14 protein-coding genes are annotated in these 19,814 nt (G+C 43.5%); 1 reads left to right on the forward strand and 13 read right to left on the reverse strand.

From position 1 onward, the window contains the following. Window positions 1–15: 15 nt before the first annotated feature. The 13 genes from RMY32_RS31495 to RMY32_RS31555 form a co-directional block, all read right to left on the reverse strand. Window positions 16–1,146, reverse strand: coding sequence for a glycosyltransferase family 2 protein (locus RMY32_RS31495; RefSeq protein WP_322713565.1), 1,131 nt, complete (start codon window positions 1,144–1,146; stop codon window positions 16–18). Further along, on the reverse strand, window positions 1,131–2,315 hold the full coding sequence (locus RMY32_RS31500) for a glycosyltransferase (RefSeq protein WP_322713566.1): 1,185 nt from the start codon (window positions 2,313–2,315) through the stop codon (window positions 1,131–1,133). Before RMY32_RS31500 ends, RMY32_RS31495 begins: the two co-directional genes overlap by 16 nt. A 24-nt stretch (window positions 2,316–2,339) precedes the next feature. Continuing rightward, entirely contained in the window at window positions 2,340–3,476 is a 1,137-nt protein-coding gene (locus RMY32_RS31505) for a glycosyltransferase family 1 protein (protein ID WP_322713567.1), read from the reverse strand. Continuing rightward, window positions 3,473–4,813: a glycosyltransferase family 2 protein gene (locus RMY32_RS31510; protein ID WP_322713568.1), complete on the reverse strand. Its 1,341-nt coding sequence runs from the start codon at window positions 4,811–4,813 to the stop codon at window positions 3,473–3,475. The genes RMY32_RS31505 and RMY32_RS31510 overlap by 4 nt, the downstream gene beginning before the upstream one ends. 79 nt (window positions 4,814–4,892) lie before the next feature. Continuing rightward, complete coding sequence (locus tag RMY32_RS31515) at window positions 4,893–6,092, reverse strand: hypothetical protein (protein WP_322713569.1); 1,200 nt, start codon at window positions 6,090–6,092, stop codon at window positions 4,893–4,895. A 2-nt stretch (window positions 6,093–6,094) separates the two neighbouring features. Next, window positions 6,095–7,276 carry a hypothetical protein gene (locus RMY32_RS31520; RefSeq protein WP_322713570.1) on the reverse strand — a complete coding sequence of 394 codons (1,182 nt, stop codon included), beginning with the start codon at window positions 7,274–7,276 and terminating at the stop codon, window positions 6,095–6,097. Further along, complete coding sequence (locus tag RMY32_RS31525) at window positions 7,266–7,916, reverse strand: acyltransferase (protein WP_322713571.1); 651 nt, start codon at window positions 7,914–7,916, stop codon at window positions 7,266–7,268. Before RMY32_RS31525 ends, RMY32_RS31520 begins: the two co-directional genes overlap by 11 nt. Further along, a complete protein-coding gene (locus RMY32_RS31530) occupies window positions 7,916–8,500 on the reverse strand; it encodes an acyltransferase (protein WP_322713572.1) in 585 nt (194 codons plus the stop codon). Before RMY32_RS31530 ends, RMY32_RS31525 begins: the two co-directional genes overlap by 1 nt. Window positions 8,501–8,650: 150 nt before the next feature. Then, window positions 8,651–10,456, reverse strand: a complete 1,806-nt coding sequence (locus RMY32_RS31535; protein WP_322713573.1) for an ABC transporter ATP-binding protein — start codon at window positions 10,454–10,456, stop codon at window positions 8,651–8,653. Next, window positions 10,453–12,243, reverse strand: a complete 1,791-nt coding sequence (locus tag RMY32_RS31540) for an ABC transporter ATP-binding protein (protein ID WP_322713574.1) — start codon at window positions 12,241–12,243, stop codon at window positions 10,453–10,455. Before RMY32_RS31540 ends, RMY32_RS31535 begins: the two co-directional genes overlap by 4 nt. A gap of 222 nt (window positions 12,244–12,465) precedes the next feature. Beyond that, entirely contained in the window at window positions 12,466–13,032 is a 567-nt protein-coding gene (locus RMY32_RS31545; RefSeq protein ID WP_322713575.1) for a hypothetical protein, read from the reverse strand. Between the two features lie 121 nt (window positions 13,033–13,153). Continuing rightward, a complete protein-coding gene (locus tag RMY32_RS31550; RefSeq protein ID WP_322713576.1) occupies window positions 13,154–15,208 on the reverse strand; it encodes a glycosyltransferase in 2,055 nt (684 codons plus the stop codon). Window positions 15,209–15,735: 527 nt separating this feature from the next. After that, the gene (locus RMY32_RS31555) at window positions 15,736–18,099 is read right to left on the reverse strand and encodes an NACHT domain-containing NTPase (protein ID WP_322713577.1); all 2,364 of its coding nucleotides are present in this window, start codon (window positions 18,097–18,099) and stop codon (window positions 15,736–15,738) included. 1,105 nt (window positions 18,100–19,204) lie between these two features. Between RMY32_RS31555 and RMY32_RS31560 the strand changes: the two genes are divergently transcribed. After that, entirely contained in the window at window positions 19,205–19,672 is a 468-nt protein-coding gene (locus RMY32_RS31560; protein ID WP_322713578.1) for a DUF4870 domain-containing protein, read from the forward strand. Window positions 19,673–19,814: the final 142 nt, after the last annotated feature.

Consider the following 19,814-nt stretch of genomic DNA (forward strand, 5'->3'; position numbering starts at 1 on the left):
TAACGACCAGGTAGTTCAAGCTAAAATCTGTAAATCAAAGACAACCAAGCGCTCATTTTCCAAAACACAACGAAACTTAGTACGCAAATAGCGAGCGAATTCAATATAGTAGTCAAGCCACCAGAAGGCAGGCCATCCAAATACAATGAAACTTGCGCCTGCACCATGCAATCGCTCGAATTCTTGAATCGCGATCGCATCATCTGTTGGTGGGCCCCAATAGAGACGATTTTTTTCTAGAAAGGGGATTGACTGACTATTTTCAAGTAGTTGATGCTGCCCGAATTGATTCATATCAACTAAAATATATTCTTGTTCTCCTGGAATGAAGGGTTCTAATTCTTGCCCCAAATCGACCATGCTTTGCAGAGATTGATGATAAGAACCTTTCCAGTGTTCAAAAGCATCATCGATTTGAATTCCCTGCTCTTGTAAATACTCGCGTAGAACTGCCACTTCATTGTGATAGTGGTTAAGTCGCCAATTGTAACTACGCTTGCTAGTGCCATTGCTGGCATGAATGCGATACAAAGCTTGATATTCAGGAATGCGCTTGATGCTGCCAGAAAAGGGAGCAAGAATTGCTAGGTAGGAATCGGCATTGAATCGATAGCGGCTTTCCGGCAAGGGTAAAATCTTTTCTAAATAGCTGCGTGACCAAGCATTGCCACTGGTAGGGGAAAAAATATGACCTTCTATACCACCTTTAATCTGGGCATCACGTAAATCTCCCTCTGACAAAGGATCTTCGGGAATTAACTTTCCTAACAGCTTGCCATGAACGTCAACGGCAGACAGAGGCCAATGTACCTTAACTACATTTGGATCGTGCAGCAATTCAACTGCTTTTCCAATTGCACTAGGTAGTAAAACATCATCCGCATCCAAGAAGCAGATCGTTTTACCTTGGCTAATCTCAAACCCGGAATTGAATGCGGAACCTTGACCGGCATTCTCTTTTAACAAAGGGATAATTCGTTCTCCATAATCAGCAACAATCTGCCGTGAATTATCCGTTGAGCCATCATCAACTACAATTACTTCTGTCGGCTGATAATCTTGATTTAAAGCACTTTCAATCGCTTCAGGCAGAAAATGCCCGTAGTTGTAGTTATTGATGATAATACTGGCTAGAGGTTTTTGCATAAGCGTAGGTCAAATATAATCACACAGTCATTTCGCAACACACAGGGGAATTTTTGACTTAAATAGTCATAAAATTCAACGTAATAGTCCAGCCACCAAAAAGTGTGCCAAAGGAAAACGATCGCACTAGCACCTGTTTGATAGAGACGATTAAATTCTCGGATAGCCGTTTCGTCGTCTGCTGGTTGCCCCCAATACTGCCCGTTGTGTTCTGTAAAGGGGATAGTCTGGAAACCTTTAATGATTTCGTTACCGTTGAGGATGTCCTCATCGACCAAAATAAACGATTCCTGCGGTGATATCAGGGTTTTGAGTTCTTCTCTAATTGCATGAAGCTGACCGATGCGATTTCGCTCCATGACAAAATCTAAATCTGCGGTTACACGAACCAGATTCCACTTTTTTTGAATGCGATCGATCTCGCTAGCAGCTTGTTGAAGATCCCATCTTTGCCAAAAATAATCGAGTTCATCTAGATGGGGAGGATAAGGATGCCAAAAATGAATAACAGATTTCGGCTCAAACACAACTGGAATTTTGGCATTATATAAAGCCAAACTAGAATCGATCCAATCTAGATAAATAATATCTCCATCGAAAGGATTAACTTTGTCAAAAACACTCCGGCGATAAAGCTGACAGTGAGCTTCTCCAGACAACTTTATCGTCCGGCGATCGCAACCTTGGTCAAGTTGAAGATCGCCTGTCGGTGGCAAGATTTCCCATTTGACTCCGTTGGCTGTTTGCACTGGCTGAACCTCACCCAAGCCTGGATCCCAGTGAATTTTTGTCTCTCCTAAAGACCCTTCAATAATGCGTGGGATTGCCACATCTGCGGGATGTTCTTCACAGGCGGCGATCAAATAGGATAACCAGTCCTCCTCAACCAGAACATCATTCTCTATGAAGCACACAAAATCATCTTTGGCTTCCTGAATCACCAAGTTTTTGGCTTGGTTAGGCATTAAATAACGATCCGCGCGCAGGATTTTGACATTGCTGTGCCCTTCTAACACCTGTTCCATCTGTTGCCAATATACCTTTGGAGTGTTGCCGTCCACCACAATCAGGTTAAAGGGGATAGAGGTGTAATCAAAAATTCGCTGCAAACATTCAGCAGCCAGAGAAAACTGTTCGCGAGGAGAAAAGCCGATAGTTACTGTTGACATAATATCTCCTAAACTGAATGGCAGTTAGTTCATTGCCGCCTCTAGCAGAGACGAAAGAACTTTATCTGAGTCAAAATATTCTTCTGCTAACCTCCGCGCTGCATACTGATGTTGCTCATAGTCAGCGTTGATGGCTTCTACACCTTTGACTGCCTCCTGTTGGTCGCAAAAAGTTAAAATCCCTTCTCCGATGGGTAGCCAATCGCTTAAACCTGTATCTTGAACTAGAATTGGCTTACCGGAGGCAAGGTAACAAACGCTGCGATCGCTAAACCAGCCACCTTTGGTAGCAACATAACCGTGTTTTGCGACTCCAAACTCAGCACAGGATGTTTGGACAAATTTCTGGTAAGATTCTGGTGTAAAGGAGGCAATCCATCCCGGAATCACCTCCCAGCCATACTGTGATAGTTCATCAGGAAAGCCGCCGCTTAAGGCAATCCGAAATTGCTGTTTGGTAAGTTGCGGTATATCAATAAACTTTAAAAACTCTTTATCCTTGTTACCGTAAGTGACTCCTTCGTAGACCACCTCGCGATAACTGTGCCACTGCATAATCGAACTGAAGTGGGTGTTATCGTTTTGAGTCACTGGCCAGTAAGGCAGTACTACAAGAGGTAATGTCTTTTGCCAATGCCTACCGTTTGTGGGGATGAGACAGTCTTCAGCATCTATGCGTTGCCCAATCGTGAACAAGCGATCGCAATGTTCAATTGTCTGTACTAATTCCCCATGACCGCAAGCAATGTTAATCTGAGTGAAACCGGGATCGGCATCAATATAAATACGACGCTGCGGCAGCCTATATTCCTCTCTCCAGAGAGAAATTGGTGAGCCACGGACAATCATCAAATCAGCTTGGGAGCAGATGTCTTTAAACTCGTCAACCTGCATCCCGACAGAGCGATCGCCTGCACGGTAAATCCATTTGTTTGCAAAGCCAAGCGGTTCCAGGCAGTTTCTTACATAATTGGTGGGATAGTCTAACTCGGTTGTAAATTCCTCAGTCTGCCAGTTATAAACCCACGACTCTGAACCGCATTCTTCCAAATAGAAGATATCATGCCCAAGGGCACGCAGACCCAGAAGGTATTGTAGGTCAGACCAGGCGTTGCCCCCTATGGGAAATCGACCGATAGCACTAGCAAAAATTATAATCATCCGACCTCAACTCTTTCTAATTCGTCTTGAACTGTAAATTCCAGTTCGTGCTGGAGATTGAATACGACAAAATAATTGTTTTCTAGGATGCAGTCGAACTTTGTCCTCAAGTAGTCGTAAAACTGGGAATAGTGATCGAACCACCAAAAGGAAGACCAAGCGAAAACAATAAAGTTGGCTCTCAATTGGCGCAACCGCTCTAGTTCCTGAATGGCAGTATTGTCGTCCGCAGGTAAACCCCAGTATTTTCCTTCGCGTTCCAGAAAAGGTATAGTTCTCCACTTGGCAAAAGTCTCTTTACCAAGTCTGTCCTCATCAACGAGAATAAAGGTTTCTTCTTTGAAGATAATAGTTTCCAATTGTTTTACCGATTGTCTAACCTGCTTTAGCCAACGTGCTTCAGAGCCTTTGCGATAAGCTTTGGCAAGTTTTGAACCGATCGCAGGTAAATATTCAGTGGCAACAATCAAATCGTGCCCCAAATTTTGTTGATGATTTTTCACCCATTTGGCTAGTTCACTGTAGCAAAGTAAGCGATCGCGCCAACTCAAAGGCGCTCGATTGATGCCTGCCAGATATTCGGCAAACATCCTCCAAGATGGGAAAATCAGCTTTCCAGCCATTTTTGGGTTGAACCAAACAATAGCCTTATGAGGTTGGCGATAATCAAAGGCACGCGAGCCTCGCTGACTGTGGTCTCGACTGTAGAAGAGATATTCAGGTATCTGATAAAATCTTCCATGAAGACTTAATTCTGCAAGTAAAGGCAGATCGTGAGCCGGATAATTTCCCAGCAAAGGAGTTTTGTTTAGGACATCTGCCCGAATTAACCCTGATATCGGATTGGATGACTGGAAAATTTCCTCGCTAATAAACTCTCGAAATCTTTTGGAGGGAATTGTTGAATTGATCTCGGCGTTTGATTTTAACTGTTTAAAAGGTTTTCCTTGAGCATTAATAGTGATTGTTCTGGTATGACACAAGATAATTGTCGGTTCTCGATCGAGAACTTTGACACATTCGGCTATAAAAGTAGGCGCACAGATATCATCGTGAGCTGCCCATTTGAAATATTCGCCAGTAGCCATTTGAAACACGCGATTGAAATTGTCGGCAGCTCCAAGGTTTTCTGAATTACGATAGTAACGAACTCGCCGATCTTGAGTTACATACGCCTGACAGATTGCTTCAGTGCGATCGCTCGAAGCGTTATCAGAGATGATTAATTCAAAATCCTCAAATGTTTGATTCAGTATAGAATCAATCGCCTCTTTGATAAAGTTTTCTCCGTTATAAACAGGAAGACCAATACTTACTTTTGGTGATTGAGTGTTCATTTTTTATTAATCTCTCATCTTTATTTTAAATTTGTTAAATGTTTTGATTAGCTGATGATTTCTCTTTCTTTATAGGCAGTCAGTAAAATGAAGATATATAAGGTATATTCGTGGTTAAAACTGTTTCCAGTAGTCGAGGTAGCACCACTTTGTAACTAAAGAATTGCTCGGCTAATTCCCTTGCTGCCTGACAGTGAGCCTGATAATTTGTATTGACGCGCTCGATGCAATCTACCGCTTCCTCCAAAGATGAAAACGCCAACACACCTTGCCCTGTCGGCAACCAATCGCTAAATCCGGTATCTTGTAAGATCGCGGGACGACCAGTAGCGAGATAACAAACACTGCGATCGCTAAACCAACCACTACGGGTTTTGACATAAGCTTGTTTGGCAACGCTAAACTCCCCACGGGAGCTAGTCAGATAAGTTATGTAGGTTGACAGACTAGCGCTAATTTCCTTACCATCTTGAACTAACCAACCTGCTGCCTTTAAAGATTTCGTGACCTCTGCTATTTCTGCGTCCTTGCCAGCAAGAGCGAGTTCGAGCTTTTGGCAACAGTAGCTAGGGAGTTCCAGCAAGCGCATAAATTCCCGATCTTTCTGCCCATAATCCTCAGCTTTGTAAGTCACACTTCCATAAGCATTCCAATTAGCAATTGTCGTAAATGGTAAATCTGCGCATTCTTCGCCACTATCTTCGGGAATAAGTATCGAACTTTTCCATATCTCTGGGACAACAGGCGGTACAGTGGGGAGCCATTCAATTCCATCACTCGGTATGCCGCAATTTGGTTGCCCAATATTAACGCCATAACTAAAGTAGGCGTGATAATCGTTACGACCCTCAGCGGCGAACGTCCCAATCTGGGTAAAGAATGGGTCCATATCGATTAATACTCGATGTTTGCATAAAAGAAATTCAGATAACCAGCAAACTCCACCGATATTTAATAGCAGATCCGCCATCCTGAGCATCTGCTTTATTTCTTGCCAATCTGCACCGTAGACATCTCCTGTATCCCGATTTACATAGCAGACTGTTGCATTCACGCCATAACTGTGTATTAGCGTTTGGACTGCGTGAAGTCCAAAGCCTGGGTCATCAGTGTAATTGTGGGTGATGGGATTATAGCAAGACCCAGCCCAGCCGCTTTCCTCCAGGTATAAGACTTCATGTCCCAAATGATGTAGCCCTAAAACATAATGAAAGTAGGCTAAGAGATTGCCAGCTACAGGATGTCGAATCATATATCCGCAAACAACAATGCGTGCCATACTTATAACCCCGCTCGTTCCATGAGACTGCCAATCACTTTCTCTGCGGCAAAGTACTCTGAGGCAATTTCACGAGCTGCCCGACAATTGCCTTCGTAGTCGCTTTCGATCGCGTCCACTGCCGCGAGAATATCTTCCATAGTGTTGAATGCAAATAATCCCTTTCCTGTGGGTAATAACTTGCTAAACCCTGTTTCTTGTGTTATTACAGGACGGCCTGCTGCCAGATAGCAGGCAGAGCGATCGCTAAACCAGCCACTATGCAATCGCGTATATTGATCTTTTGCTACAGTAAATTCACCGCGCGATCGCTGGATATAACTGCGGTAAGAATTTAGATTTTGGGAGAGTTCCATTGAATCTACCTGGCTCCAACCGTGTTTTTGCAGCAAGTATCGGACATCCTGACTGATATCAGCCGCCGCAATCTCAAATTGCACTGAGCGCAGCAGCGGCAGATCGATAAATTTTTCAAACTCGCGTGCCTTGCGCCAGTAATAGGTTTCACCCTGATAGGTAATATCTTTACCTCCCTTGTTGTCCCAGGTGGTAATAGTGTTGTAAGCGATACCTGGTGTGTTATCTGACGTGTGCCACAAGTCTGTTGCGATCGGTTGACGGGTCGGCAACCACTCAAAGCGAGCTGTTGGGACTCCACAATCAGGCGCACCCAGATTTTCCCCAAAGCTAAAGTGTGTATCATGAGCTTCCAGATCGGCAATTAAGGTTTTGTCTCCCTGAACAACCCGAATCTGAGATCCAACTGGATCGGACTCAACATAGATGCGGCGACGACAAGTCAAATGTTCTTCACGGATTTCTTGAGCGCCAGTTACATTCAAGAATGCGTCTGCTTCTTTATATAAGTTGAGGATTTGGGTTTCGCTCATTCCATAACACTCGCCCCCTGGATAATGGCCGCGAAATGCCCAACGCTCTTTAAAGCCATAGTCCTCCAAAATTGGTGCAACTCGCTTAATGTTCTCAGTAGCGTCTGGAGATAAATCATTAATTAAGGGGTTGTAAACCCAGCGTCCTGAATCTTCGATGTAGTAGGGGTCATAGCCAAGCTGACGCAGCCCCAACATATAGTGGAGAAATTGATAAGTTACTCCTGCTAGGGGATACCAAAACAAAATCCCGAAGACAATAATTTTTCCTTTACTGGGGGATTCATAGTTCATACTCGCTACCTCCCGCCTCCTGCCTCCTGCTCCTCTGCCCCTCTACCTCCTGCCTCCTACCTCTGTCCTCTAACTGCCGAACGATCCGAGCAGGATTGCCAGCCACAACCGTGTATGGTGGAACATCCTGGCTAACAACAGATCGGGCACCAACGATCGCTCCTTCACCGATTGTCACTCCCGGCAAAATACAGGCATCAAATCCAATCCAGACGTTATCTTGAATCCAAATTGGTTGGGCTGGGACATCGGCGTTAGAGGATTGAGAAAGTTGACACGATCCTCGTTCTAAAATTTTTCGTCGCTTGGCAATGTCGAATGGTAAGCGGTAGGTATCCATGAGGACGACTTGCCAGGAGATTAAGGCATAATTGCCAATCTTCAATTCGGCATCGCAGACGATGCGGGCCCCGTGAATCAAGGCATATTCTCCTACCTTTACCTGAGCGCGACAACCCAGGTCAAACATAGTATCTTTATATACAGCAGAAGCTTTACCTAATCGTAGTCCTACTGGCAATTGGCTGCGGTAAAGTTTAAAGCTGAGACTAGTCTCAATGTAAGTGTCGTCTCCTAAAACAACATTGTCGGGAATTGTTCCCGGATACCAGTCCCACGGCAATGTTCGTGTGGCTTCCATTAGGCTTCTACCTCCCCAATCACCTGGGCTGGATTGCCCATCACTCTGCTACGTGGTGGTATATTCCGTGTCACCAATGCCCCAGCCTCAATCCAAGCTCCCGCACCGATGCGAACTCCTTTGAGGATCGTGACATTGGGGCCAACCCAAACATCATCCTCGATAATCACCGGCTGGCACATCACAGGAGGGCGGAGCCGTCCTTTCCCTAGAGGAGAGCAGGCGATCGCATCTGCTATTCGTTCTGCTGGTGCGATTGGATGAAAGTCAGTGTCAGCGATCGTGGTATTCCATCCCAAAACCACATAGTTGCCGATGCAAATTTCTTGTTCGCAAAGCAGGATAACACTAGTCAAATAGCAATAGTTTCCAATTTCAACCCTAGCAGCTTCGCCCAGCGCAAAATGCACATAATCCAACGTGCAGTTTTCTCCGACGAGCAACGCGGGGTTAACGCGGCTTTGAAAGCGACCAAAACAGCGCCGATCGTGGTTGATAACACTGTTAAGTCCCACCTGGACATTGGGTGGAAAAGCTATTGTCTGGCTAGGTAAATCATTCACAAATTCAGAGGAGCGCTGCATGTTGTAATGCGAATCAAGGTGAGTTGGTAAACGGTCGGTTAAATTGCGAAAAAGAGTATAATTTGGCTATAAAACAATCAATTTATTCAGTGTTTTTACTTTTAAATAGGTTAGGTAATTGCTGTGTTTAACTCTTTTAAATACTTGCATCTAAGCTGATGCTGGTTGAGTTGAGCCGAAGTGTAATTTATACAGCTTCTTGTAATAGCCACTAACCGCTAGCAACTCCTCGTGAGTTCCCATCTCTACTACTTTCCCCCGATCCAAAACTACGATTCGGTCAGCTCGTTGAATTGTCGAGAGGCGATGGGCAATGATAAACGTAGTCCGTCCTGCCATCAGTCGTTCTAAAGCTTCTAGCAGCAGAAACTCGGTTTGAGCATCTAGGGCGGAGGTGGGTTCATCCAGAATTAGCACTGGAGCATCCTTGAGCAGGGCGCGGGCGATCGCTAACCGTTGTTTCTCTCCTCCTGAAAGTGTGGCTCCGCGCTCGCCAATTACCGTGTCATAACCTTGAGGTAATCGTTGAATAAAGCTGTCAGCATTGGCAACTTGAGCAGCTTTGACGATCGCTTCCCGGCTAGCATTAAAGCAGCCATAGGCAATGTTCTCAGCAATAGTTATCGGCAGTAAAAACGGCTCTTGCAGCACTAGGGCAATCTGCTCGCGCAGGCTTTTCAGTTGTACACTTTGGACATCCACCCCATCAAAGAGGACTCGTCCCTGCCAAGGATCAAAAAACCGGAGAATCAGGGAGACTAGGGTAGTTTTGCCAGCACCCGTTGCGCCTACGAGTGCGATCGTTTCTCCCGGTTGCGCTTCTAGGGTAATTTCTTGAAGGACGGGATAGTTAGGTTCGTAACCGAAGGTGACTTTCTCTAAATATACGTGTCCCCGTCCCCCCAACGGACGAACTGGCAATGGTCTGGCATTAGGGGCATCCTGCACTCCATCTTGAGCATCCAAAACCTCTAACACTCTCCTAGCACTAGCAGCTGCGCTAGCAAAACTAGAGGACATATAAGCCAGAGTCGCCATTGGTACGTACAAGGAGGCGAGATAAGAGAGGAAGACAAGTAAAGAACCAATTGAGAGTGACCCATCCAAAACCTGGAAGCCACCGTAAGCCATGATTGCTGCTGTTCCAACTGCGGTTACACCTCCCACCCCAACTTTGAATTGCATTTGGGCAAGGATAGAGCGTACATAAGCTTGCAGGGCTTTTTGAGACAGGTGGCGAAAGCGCCGATCTTCGTGTGCTTCACGTCCGAATGCTTGAATAATCGGTATTGCTGTTAAGGTCTGCTCGCTGAGTGCGACGATCTCACCTTCAAATTGTTGATACTGATAGGTTCGTTCAGTCATGGGCTGGTTAAAGACCCAAATTAGTAAGATTATTAAAGGAGCAATCGCCAGCGAGAGCAATGAAAGCAGTTGATTAATCTGCCACATCACGCCGAACATTGCGACCAAATTCACCAGAGAAGTAAGCACGGGTAGAAAAACCCCCATTGCCAGATTCTGAATACAGATGCTGTCCGTCATCACCCGCCTGACCAGATCGCCAGCGCGCTGTTGGTTGTGGAATCTCAAAGAAAGATGCTGTAAGCGATCGAACAGTGCTGCTCCCAAGTCATAAACCATCTGGCTGCCAACACCAGCCCCAACATATTCCTGTATCAGCCGAACTCCCTCACTGGATAAAAATAAAACGATTGTGGTAGCTGCTAACCAAGCAAGCAACTGCATATTGGATTCACTACCAGGCAAGGTTTTGAGCCAAATAACGCTATTTGGCAGCGATTGGTTGTTCAGGACGCAATCAACAATCAACTTCAAAGGCCAGGGCTTGAGTACATTCAGCCCGACATTAATCAGCATTAGCAGCATGACAAAAATGAGTCCGCGCCAACGAACCAGGGCGTAACGTGCCAATCGCAGCCACCACAGTTTCATAGAACGACCTCCTGCGGCGGTTTGGAAAACTGCAAGGAGTGCAAACGCTGGTAGAAACCATTGATAGCCAGCAACTCCTGGTGCGTTCCCATCTCCACAACCTTTCCCTGTTCTAGAACCACAATTCGATCTGCTCGTTGAATCGTGGAAAGTCGATGGGCAATGATAAACGTAGTCCGGCCTTCAATCAGGCGATCTAAAGCTTCTAGGAGTAAATTCTCAGTCTGGGCATCCAGGGCAGAAGTAGGTTCATCGAGAATCAGTACTGGTGCATCCTTGAGCAGCGCGCGGGCGATCGCTATTCGCTGTCTCTGTCCTCCAGAGAGGAGCGCTCCTCTTTCACCGATCGGGGTATCATACCCTTGGGGCAACTGTTGGATGAAGTCGTCTGCCTTAGCCGCTTTGGCTACTGCGATAATTTTCGCTAAACTTGCTTCTGGACACCCGTAGGCAATGTTCTCTGCCACCGAAAGCGGCAGTAAAAACGGCTCTTGCAGCATCAGAGCAATTTGCTCGCGCAAGCTTTTCAGTTGTACATCTCGGACATCCACCCCATCAAAGAGGACTCGTCCCTGCCAAGGGTCAAAAAAGCGGGGAATCAGGGAAACCAGTGTACTTTTACCGGCACCTGTCGCGCCGACGAGGGCGATCGTTTCTCCCGGTCGCGCTTCTAGGGTAATTTCTTTGAGGACGGGATAGTTAGGTTCGTAACCGAAGGTGACTTTCTCTAAACATACGTGTCCGCGTTCTCCCAACGGACGAACTGGCAATGGTCTGGCAGCAGGGGCATCTTGTACCCCATCTTGAGCATCTAAAACTTCTAAAACTCTATCTATATTGGCATCTACAGACTTCAGGCTCCCGTAAATGCCAAATAGACCCTTAAATGCTCCTTGTATAGATTGTAGGTATGCTAAAAAGACAAGCAAGCTACCGATACTCATAGCCCCCAGTAACACCTGCTGCCCGCCCACATACAGAACGATCGCAGTACCAATGGTTGTCACAGTACCATTTGCCACACCGTAAACACTCTTGAGCAGAGTTTCGCGTTGTGAGAGAACAACTGCGTCTGCCGCTAAATGCTCAAACTGCCGGGTATTGTAACTCTCTCTACCAAATGCCTGAATCATCGGGATTGCTGTTACCGTTTGGTGGACAAAACTGGTGAGGCGGGACTGGGCTTCACGGTTAAGTTTTGTCCGGCGCTTGAGTCGGGAACCAAAAACAAGGGCTGAACCACCCATTATTGGGGCTACGAAAAGCGAAAGCAGCGTTAGTAAAGGACTCAGATTCCAGGCGACGATGCTAATAGTTGCTAGCGTCAGCAAGTATTGCACAGGTGAAATCAGCAAAGCACCGCTCAAGGTGTAAACGCAATAGGTATCTCCGGCCAGACGGCTGAGGGAATCACCCACAGTCCGTTGGCTGTGGAACAGCAGTGAAAGGCGTTGCAAACGATAGAACAGTTTTTGGGCTAGTTCGTAGACCATACCTTGCCCAGCAGCGCTCCAGGCCCAGCTTAGGCTAGTTTCTAGGGTAGCGTTTAGGGCATAAAGTCCAAGGCTACAAATAGCGGCGACAACAACCAGCAACGCTGGTGTGAGCGCCAAGTTCAAATTCCCCAAGAATGAGCGAACCAGCGGGGGGATGACTGCCTGACCGAGAGCATAATCCACCAAGATTTTCATTGGCCAAGGTTGAAGTGTGGCGGTGGCACAAGTGCCAGCCGTGAGACCGAGGATTGCAATTAAGATACGCCACTGGCGCAGCGGATATCGGAGCATCTGCCCGTATCGATGCATTAGACTTCTTGCAGAAGTGGGGAAAAGGGGAAGGGGAAAGGGGGAAAGGTTTGGTTTTTTCCCTTTTCCCTTTAACATGCACCCTTTTCCCACAAGAGTGCAAAAGCACTTTTGCAAGAGGTCTATTATTAATTTGATCTCTTGCCTCACTTGCAGATTTACCTCTCGTCTGGTCATTTGCTTACTGGAGTACCAAGACGTTTGTCATGGCTGTAATATTACACTTTCTGCGACAGACTGGTTGTTGGTGGTTTGTATTGGCAGTAAGTAAACTCTTTTGGCAACAATCTCCAGTACTTGGTAAAGAATACGTCCCAACTGGAAGTTTTGATATAAGATGACAGTGGCGTTCAGCGTACATAGTGCGACTGTGAGTTTTGCTACTTCTGGCATTCCCAGAACGATCGCCACAATTGCCAAGAGACAATAACCAACCATCGCCATCATGGCTAACTGTGACATTCTCAAGGCACACCGCACCCGCAAAACTCTTTTGTTACCTCCATGATTTTCAGCACATACTTTCAGCTGAACTTTTGACCAAATCCCCTGATAAATCTCTAAATCCCAGTCGCTCCAGCCTCGATCCATTGCAATGAAATACTTACGAGCCACGAGTAAATCCATTACCTTTTGCAGCAGGTTCTCCTTTTCGATTCCTGCTTCTGTCCAATAGGACAACTCATAGGCGCGATCGCGCCAGGAAATATTTATTTTGTGCTTTGGCAAATCAAATTGAATTAAATCTGCTTGAGTTAATGTTTGAGTCACGTCGCTTCGCTCCGAATTCAAAATTCAAAATTCAAAATTCAAAAATTTTTGATCCCCATAAATAAAGTTGCTCTGGATCGTGAGTCGTTTTCGGTCATTTTTTTAATGCTTCTATTTTTATTTACAGTTCATCAAACTTTATCGGCTCGGCTTTCTTAAGTTCTTTGATTCGCCATTTATAGCGCTCTATACTACGTACAATCGGCCCCAAGTAAATCAGTAGCGCCACCAGTAACCGTGCCCTTCTTTTGAGAAAACGAGAGTCAATCCGCGCTTGTATAGCACCAGCTACACACCAGCTAAAAGAGATGAGGAACATTACCGCACCCAACCACGGGCGATCGCCGGATAAAAGCGCAAACACAAGTAGGATCAAAGCTGTGACATTCCACTCCAGTGTCAGCGGCAGGTAAGAAATCAGAGAGGAGGAAGGCTCGTACAAGGTTTGAAACAGACCGCGACCAAACACCCCAGAGTAGATAATTGGTTGACCGATACGAAGAAATGCCGATAAATCTCCGTAGATTCTCCCCAACCAAGAAGGCTGTCCCAGAAGGTTAAAGCGGTAGGGATGCTGAAAATAAACGAGCGCTTCTGCCTTGCCATAACCTTGCTGCTGTTTGAGATAGGCTACTACTGTATTACGGCGAAAATGCCATACGATTGCCGTTGGGCTAAAACCAATGGTGTAACCTCGATCTTGCACTCGCCAGCAGATATCAACATCATCCCCAGCAGTACGAAATATCGGGTTGAAGCCGTTAATTTCTTCTAAAACCTCCCGACGAAAAGCCATGTTACAGCCAGCAATATGTTCGGCTACTTCATCACTCAAAAGTATGTGGGTAGGTACGCCGGGAGAGACAGCAACGCAGGCGGGAACAAGAGAGTCCTCCGGGGGAGATAAGTTTGGCCCGCCTACAGCAGCTACACCAGAAGAGAGAAACTTGGCGACCAGATAGGTGAGCCAGTCTGGATCTGCCATACAATCAGAATCGGTATAGGCGACAATCTCGCCAGTTGCGGCGGTCATCCCAACGTTGCGGGCGACGCTTAATCCTTTATTTTCTTGGCTAATTAGCCGTACATAGTCGTAACGCTGAGTAATTTCTAAAGTGCGATCGCTCGATCCATCATTAACTACAATGACTTCATAGTTGGGATAGTTGAGTTCTTGGAGGGAAGCTAGACAACTATCCATCGTGCGTTCAGCATTATAAGCGCAAACAATCACTGAGACTTTAGGATACTCAGGTAGGGCTGGCGGCAGAGGCGCTGTGTAATACTGCTGAACTGTCTGGAAAGCTGGCTTTTTGAGCCGTTCGGCATCAACTAGACCAAAAGCCCAATCCTGTATGGCATATCCGCCAGTAAACCATTCATCCGTCCAAGAAAAGATGATTGTCCCGGCTGCTCCCATCTCAAAACTAGATGACAGCTTTTGAGAGAGAATTTCGGCTTGGGCTTGGGTTCCTTCACGCATCGAGTCAACGCCAAACTCACTCAGTACTAGAGGTTTATCCTCGGCTAGATTATGGAGTCGTGAGAGGTAGCGACGAAAATCTGTTTCCCGATGCAGGTAAACGTTAAAGCATGAAAAATCAGTAAAGTCAATATTTAAATATTCTGTAGAGGGGTAATTGGCATAGCTCACCAAACCTTCGGGATCGCTGTCTTTTGCTACCGCCATTAACTCTTTAATAAAAGCCCGAACTGGTTTTGCTCCATGCCATCGGACAATATCTGGAGGAATTTCATTGCCCACCAAATAGGCAAAGGTAGCGGGATGATTTCGGCAAACTTTAACTCCTTGAACAATGCAGTTACGGATTTCTGCTTTGACAGCAGAAGAGTTAAGGAAGGCAATATGCTGAGACCAAGGTATACCAATTAACAGCCTCAGACCAGAGATTGCAGCGAGATCCAACAGCCAATCAGGTGGAACAGTATAGGTACGCACACAGTTAGCCCCCATTTCTGCCATCATGGCGAAATCTTTTTCCACAACTGATTTTTCTGGAAAGGATTCACCGTGGCTACCAATGGAGAAAGGGCCGTAACTCACTCCTTTAAGAAAAAACTTTTTATCCTTAATAAAGAAAAACTTACCTTTTACTGTGACTGCCTCGCCTTTTGCAAGTGGTTCAGCACAGAAGCCAGAAGGTGTTGAAGTCAAGTTTCGCAAATTACCCCCGACAATTCCCTGTAAATTTATTTCCTTGTTGCTGAAACACTACGTCAGTTGGCTCAAAAAAAGAAACACACATATACTTAGCTCAATAGACTTCTTGCAGAAGTTGGGAAAAGGAGAAGGGGAAAGGGGGAAAGGTTTGGTATTTTCCCTTTCCCCTTTAACATGAGTCCCTTTTCCCACCTCTTGCAAAAGTGCTTTTTGCAAGAGGTCTAATGCATTGGCAGCATATTTTGCGTTAATACCACCACAATCGCCATTAATTAACAACCTTGTAATACTTAAGAGTGTGTCAGAAGTGCGTTTGCGATCGCGTTTACGGAAATGTATGAATTAACGTATATTTTCAGTCTACTTTTGTATCCAGTTGGTCAATTAAACTCAGCAACACCAATTGCTGAGTAAGTTCAAAATCTACAGTTGAATATATAGATATAGGGTTTCATTTCAGTCAATGGACAAAATGTTGTAAAAATTTGATACTACATATACTCAACTGGAAATGAGTAGTTTTAAAACTTCTTACTACTATGGTTTATAAACTTGCTCTCTGCTTTAGCGGTAGGTAACAATAACGTTGCCAAAATACTCTCTGGTACGGTGGGAGTTACTTTAAAAGCACTATTGAGGCAATCTACCAATAACTGGCTAGCAGTATAGTACTGTTTAAGTATTTCTTTCTGCTCCTCGCTGAACTGCCATTGATGACCAATGTTGCGACACTGAACTATCGCCAACCTCAAATTATTAGCCCAAGTTTGACCGTTAGCATTCCACCATTCTTTTAACTTTTCTCTGCCTTGAAATGGGGTTGGTAATTGTTCTTTGAGTTTTTGCAAAGAATGCTGTAACTCAGGGTGAAAGACAAGAATTCGGTCATCAGAAAGAGCAAAGCTTAAAGCCAAAACTCGATCTAAAGTCGGCTCATTAGAGAGAGCAACGCTTAAGTGAAGGGCACACTGAAGAGTTATATCTAGAGCTAAATCAGGGGTAAGATTACTAGTAAGTCTGAGATCGATGCCAAGGGAAAAAGCCAAGTCATTATTAAAGCTCAAGTCGTTGAGAAGTTCTAGGGTTAGATAAAAGGCACGAATAGCTACTCTTTTATGAGTAGACTTAACTGAAAGAGACTTATGGTTAAGCCAGTTGAAGAAATTTTGTAATTGCCAATCGAAGGCGACAAGCCGATCGATATGTTGCTTCATTAATTGCAACAGACAAGTTGCATTATCCAACATACCAGCGGTTAATAAAAAGATTTTGCACCAACGTGGTTCAGTTAAATGGCTAACCAGATCGATTAATTTTTTTTCTAATATTTGGGGGTTAGCCCTAGTAACAATATTTTTAGCTGTTAAATACTCCTGAAAAGCTATATGCGAAAACGAGTAAACTCCCTGCGCCTGCTCTATCAGTAATCCATGTGTCTCAAGCAGTTTCAGCACTGCTTCACTGTTGAGTTGCAGTATATCAGGCTCAGTTTGGGCTATGGGTAAGTTACAGAGGTAGTCCGTAATGTATTGCTCGATAATACTTTGTGTGAAAAAGTAATGACCTTGTTTAAAGGTAATAGTAGCAATTTGACTCAGCAGTTCAAGCTTCTGAGCTAAAGACAAATTAAGATAAATTTCATCTCGTTTAATGTTCCTCACTTTATCCCAGCGATTGAGCAAAATATCTAATCCTTGCTTGTAAAATTCGACCTTTCTAATTGGAAAGTCCGAGCAAGCTTGAAACACACAACAAGCCAAATTAAGCAAAAGTGGTCTGACAGCTAGTTCTCGAATTTGTTGATTTTCTGATAACTGTAATTTTTGCACGAATCGACAAGCTAAAGCTTTTCCTTTTTCGATGGAGTTCTTGCTAACATTGACAAACCAATTTTGCACAAAAGCCTCAATTTGAGAGCAATCAAAATCAGCAATTTCAACATCGCTAAATTCTTCAAACTGATACTGTTGATAACCGATACGACACGTTAAAATCAACTTATTTTGGTAATAGTTTGCAGCAAAACTGCGAATTTTAGTGATGATTTTGGCATTATCATCTTCTGGAATTTCATCTAAGCCATCCAGTAGAATTAATATTTTGCCACTAACTAATAATGTTTGAATTTCTTGGTCTGAAGCACCGCAGTTGGCAAGCTCTTGACTAATATAGTTCAATAAACTATAATTTCCGGTTTCTCTAGCATTCTCGGCAAAGTTTTTCAAGCGAATAAAAATTGGTATCCGGTCTGATAGTAATTTGCCTTGATTGCATTGCATAGCAATATACTGTAAAAACGTAGTTTTACCAGACCCTGGTTTACCTAGTACCATGAGTTTGGGATAGGTGATAACTGCTTGGATTGCAGAAACTCGTTCTTGATAAAGTTGATTATAAGCAAAACAGTTGAACTCTTCGGGAATGAAGCTTTGTAAGTCGAGGATATCTACCCATCTTCGACTTGTAATATTATTCAGAATATTGGTGCTGACATAAATTTCTTCTAGTTGAATTGGTCGATCGATATCTAACAATCTCGTAGTGCCACATTGGCATTTAATCTTATCACTTAGACGCGATCGCAACATTTGCACCAAGCTTTCGGTATCTTGACAGTTTTCCCTTTCCCATTCCTGGTTGTTTTCTGTCAGTAGCCTCTGATTGGGTAGTTCAGCAATATCTTGCCAATCTAAACCGAGTCGAAAGCATATTTCCATAAAGTTCTGACGCTCAATCGGCTTGCCTGTAAAAAATTTCCAGATTGGTTGCCGAGTCTCAAGTCCTATCTCGCTAGCTAAATACTCTTGCGTCCATTCTCTAATTTTAAAAGCCTTTTTTGCTTTCTCAATACCTACAGTAGATGCTTTCAACGAACGTCGTGCCATAGACCAGTTTTTTAATCTCCAGTTTTTAACTTAAAGAAATATCTAATTAATTATTGATTCATAAATTATGTCACTTTCATGTTTAAATTTTATCAACTTTTTTTGATATATCTAAACAAGATATTTGTAACTAACGTAATTTATGTAGGTTCACTGATATTTATTAATACGATCAGTTTAATTACTGAGTTTTAAAATTAACTAATTTCTTTCGGGGCTTCTTCCCTCTTATGGCTTATATTTTACCTTTATTTTGAAAAAGAATGTTTTGATGATTTGTGATTTTAAATACGAATTAAAACAATTTAATTAAAAGTAGGAAAGGTAGGAAAGGTAGGAAAAGTAGGATAGATATACAAATTAAAGCAAATTTATTTGATATAACTTATACGTTAAGTCATACATGCTCCTGAAGGCGATCGCAAACAGATTTATTGGATTCCTCCCCTATTTAGAAAACTTTGCTATTAGGTATCCCAAAAGATAGTTGTTATTTTCGCCAGTACTGAATGTAAACTTTCAGACTATTTTCAGATTGCGATCGCCTTGATAAAATTCTCAAAGGTTTTACCTTAAAAAGCTACGCCAAGGCCATCTTTAGCAGTGCTATCTGCGAAACTTTATGCCAAAAGGGGGAAGCAAAAAGTCCAAAAACCTCTCTTATCTGCATCTCTGCGATCTCAATGATAAGTTTTTAAGCGGACACGGTATCAACTAGCTACGCCTACGCAGGTATACTTTAAAAGTAGTGAATTATACCACAATCTGAACCAAACAATTGTGTTTGCTACTTCGAGTTGCTTAACCTAACTATGATAGAAGTTGCACTATAGGACTCATATTTGATTTCTGAAAAAACTCAGTACACCTTTATTCCTATCTTCCCAGTCCCCAGTCCCCAGTCCCCAGTCCGAAGTCCCCGATCCTTACGAGTAATCAGGAATCAAATAGGATTGCTATATTACCAGGAGAAAACATAACCTGGCAAATAAAACCTCTTTTCGTCAATTATCACCGAGAAATACTCAGATTTTAACTTTGGTGGCTTTTTTATAGATAATTATAGTGGGGAATTATCAGCTAAATCCACTACCAATAAAAAGCCATGAAAGAAAAACCTAAACAACAAATCCGTATATGGGCGATGTTGTGTCATCTCTCGGCTTTGCTAGGGTGGATATTATTGGGTTTTTTGGTATTTATTGGCATTCCTTTATATTTACCTTTAAATATTTTGCCTCCATTCATAATTTGGCACTTGAAAAAGTCTCAATATCCTTGGATTGATTTACAAGGTAAGGAATCTTTAAATTTTCAAATCTCTTTAACTTTTTATACTTTTATTGCGATCGCAATATCATTAATTTTAGTAATAACTAGTTTGAGTCTAGCAGTGACTACTAATGGTTCAATTAATCAAATAAAAAATACTTTAGATAATTTATTAATTATACTTATGTTGTTAATTTTATTCAAACTGTTACTACAATCCTTTGTAGTGACTTTTGCTGCTGTTAAAGCTTACAATGGCGAGCATTATCGTTACCCCTTTACAATTAGAGTTTTACGATAAACCTATCTGATAGTATACTAGATTCAAAAGAGCGATCGCTAGATGTTATCAACTCAATAGCAACCGCAAAGCAGGAGGAAAATATCGCCGATAAACTTTGATATAACTACATATTAGATGTGAATTATAAGTAAATAATAAG

The organism is Nostoc sp. ChiSLP03a (assembly GCF_034531215.2).
Taxonomy (GTDB): Bacteria; Cyanobacteriota; Cyanobacteriia; order Cyanobacteriales; family Nostocaceae; genus Nostoc.

Bases quoted from the DNA above. Each gene is read 5' to 3' on its own strand.
- RMY32_RS31495 (WP_322713565.1), bottom strand. From the start codon at position 1,146: ATGCAAAAACCTCTAGCCAGTATTATCATCAATAACTACAACTACGGG.
- RMY32_RS31500 (WP_322713566.1), bottom strand. From the start codon at position 2,315: ATGTCAACAGTAACTATCGGCTTTTCTCCTCGCGAACAGTTTTCTCTG.
- RMY32_RS31505 (WP_322713567.1), bottom strand. From the start codon at position 3,476: ATGATTATAATTTTTGCTAGTGCTATCGGTCGATTTCCCATAGGGGGC.
- RMY32_RS31510 (WP_322713568.1), bottom strand. From the start codon at position 4,813: ATGAACACTCAATCACCAAAAGTAAGTATTGGTCTTCCTGTTTATAAC.
- RMY32_RS31515 (WP_322713569.1), bottom strand. From the start codon at position 6,092: ATGGCACGCATTGTTGTTTGCGGATATATGATTCGACATCCTGTAGCT.
- RMY32_RS31520 (WP_322713570.1), bottom strand. From the start codon at position 7,276: ATGAACTATGAATCCCCCAGTAAAGGAAAAATTATTGTCTTCGGGATT.
- RMY32_RS31525 (WP_322713571.1), bottom strand. From the start codon at position 7,916: ATGGAAGCCACACGAACATTGCCGTGGGACTGGTATCCGGGAACAATT.
- RMY32_RS31530 (WP_322713572.1), bottom strand. From the start codon at position 8,500: ATGCAGCGCTCCTCTGAATTTGTGAATGATTTACCTAGCCAGACAATA.
- RMY32_RS31535 (WP_322713573.1), bottom strand. From the start codon at position 10,456: ATGAAACTGTGGTGGCTGCGATTGGCACGTTACGCCCTGGTTCGTTGG.
- RMY32_RS31540 (WP_322713574.1), bottom strand. From the start codon at position 12,243: ATGCTCCGATATCCGCTGCGCCAGTGGCGTATCTTAATTGCAATCCTC.
- RMY32_RS31555 (WP_322713577.1), bottom strand. From the start codon at position 18,099: ATGGCACGACGTTCGTTGAAAGCATCTACTGTAGGTATTGAGAAAGCA.
- RMY32_RS31560 (WP_322713578.1), top strand. From the start codon at position 19,205: ATGAAAGAAAAACCTAAACAACAAATCCGTATATGGGCGATGTTGTGT.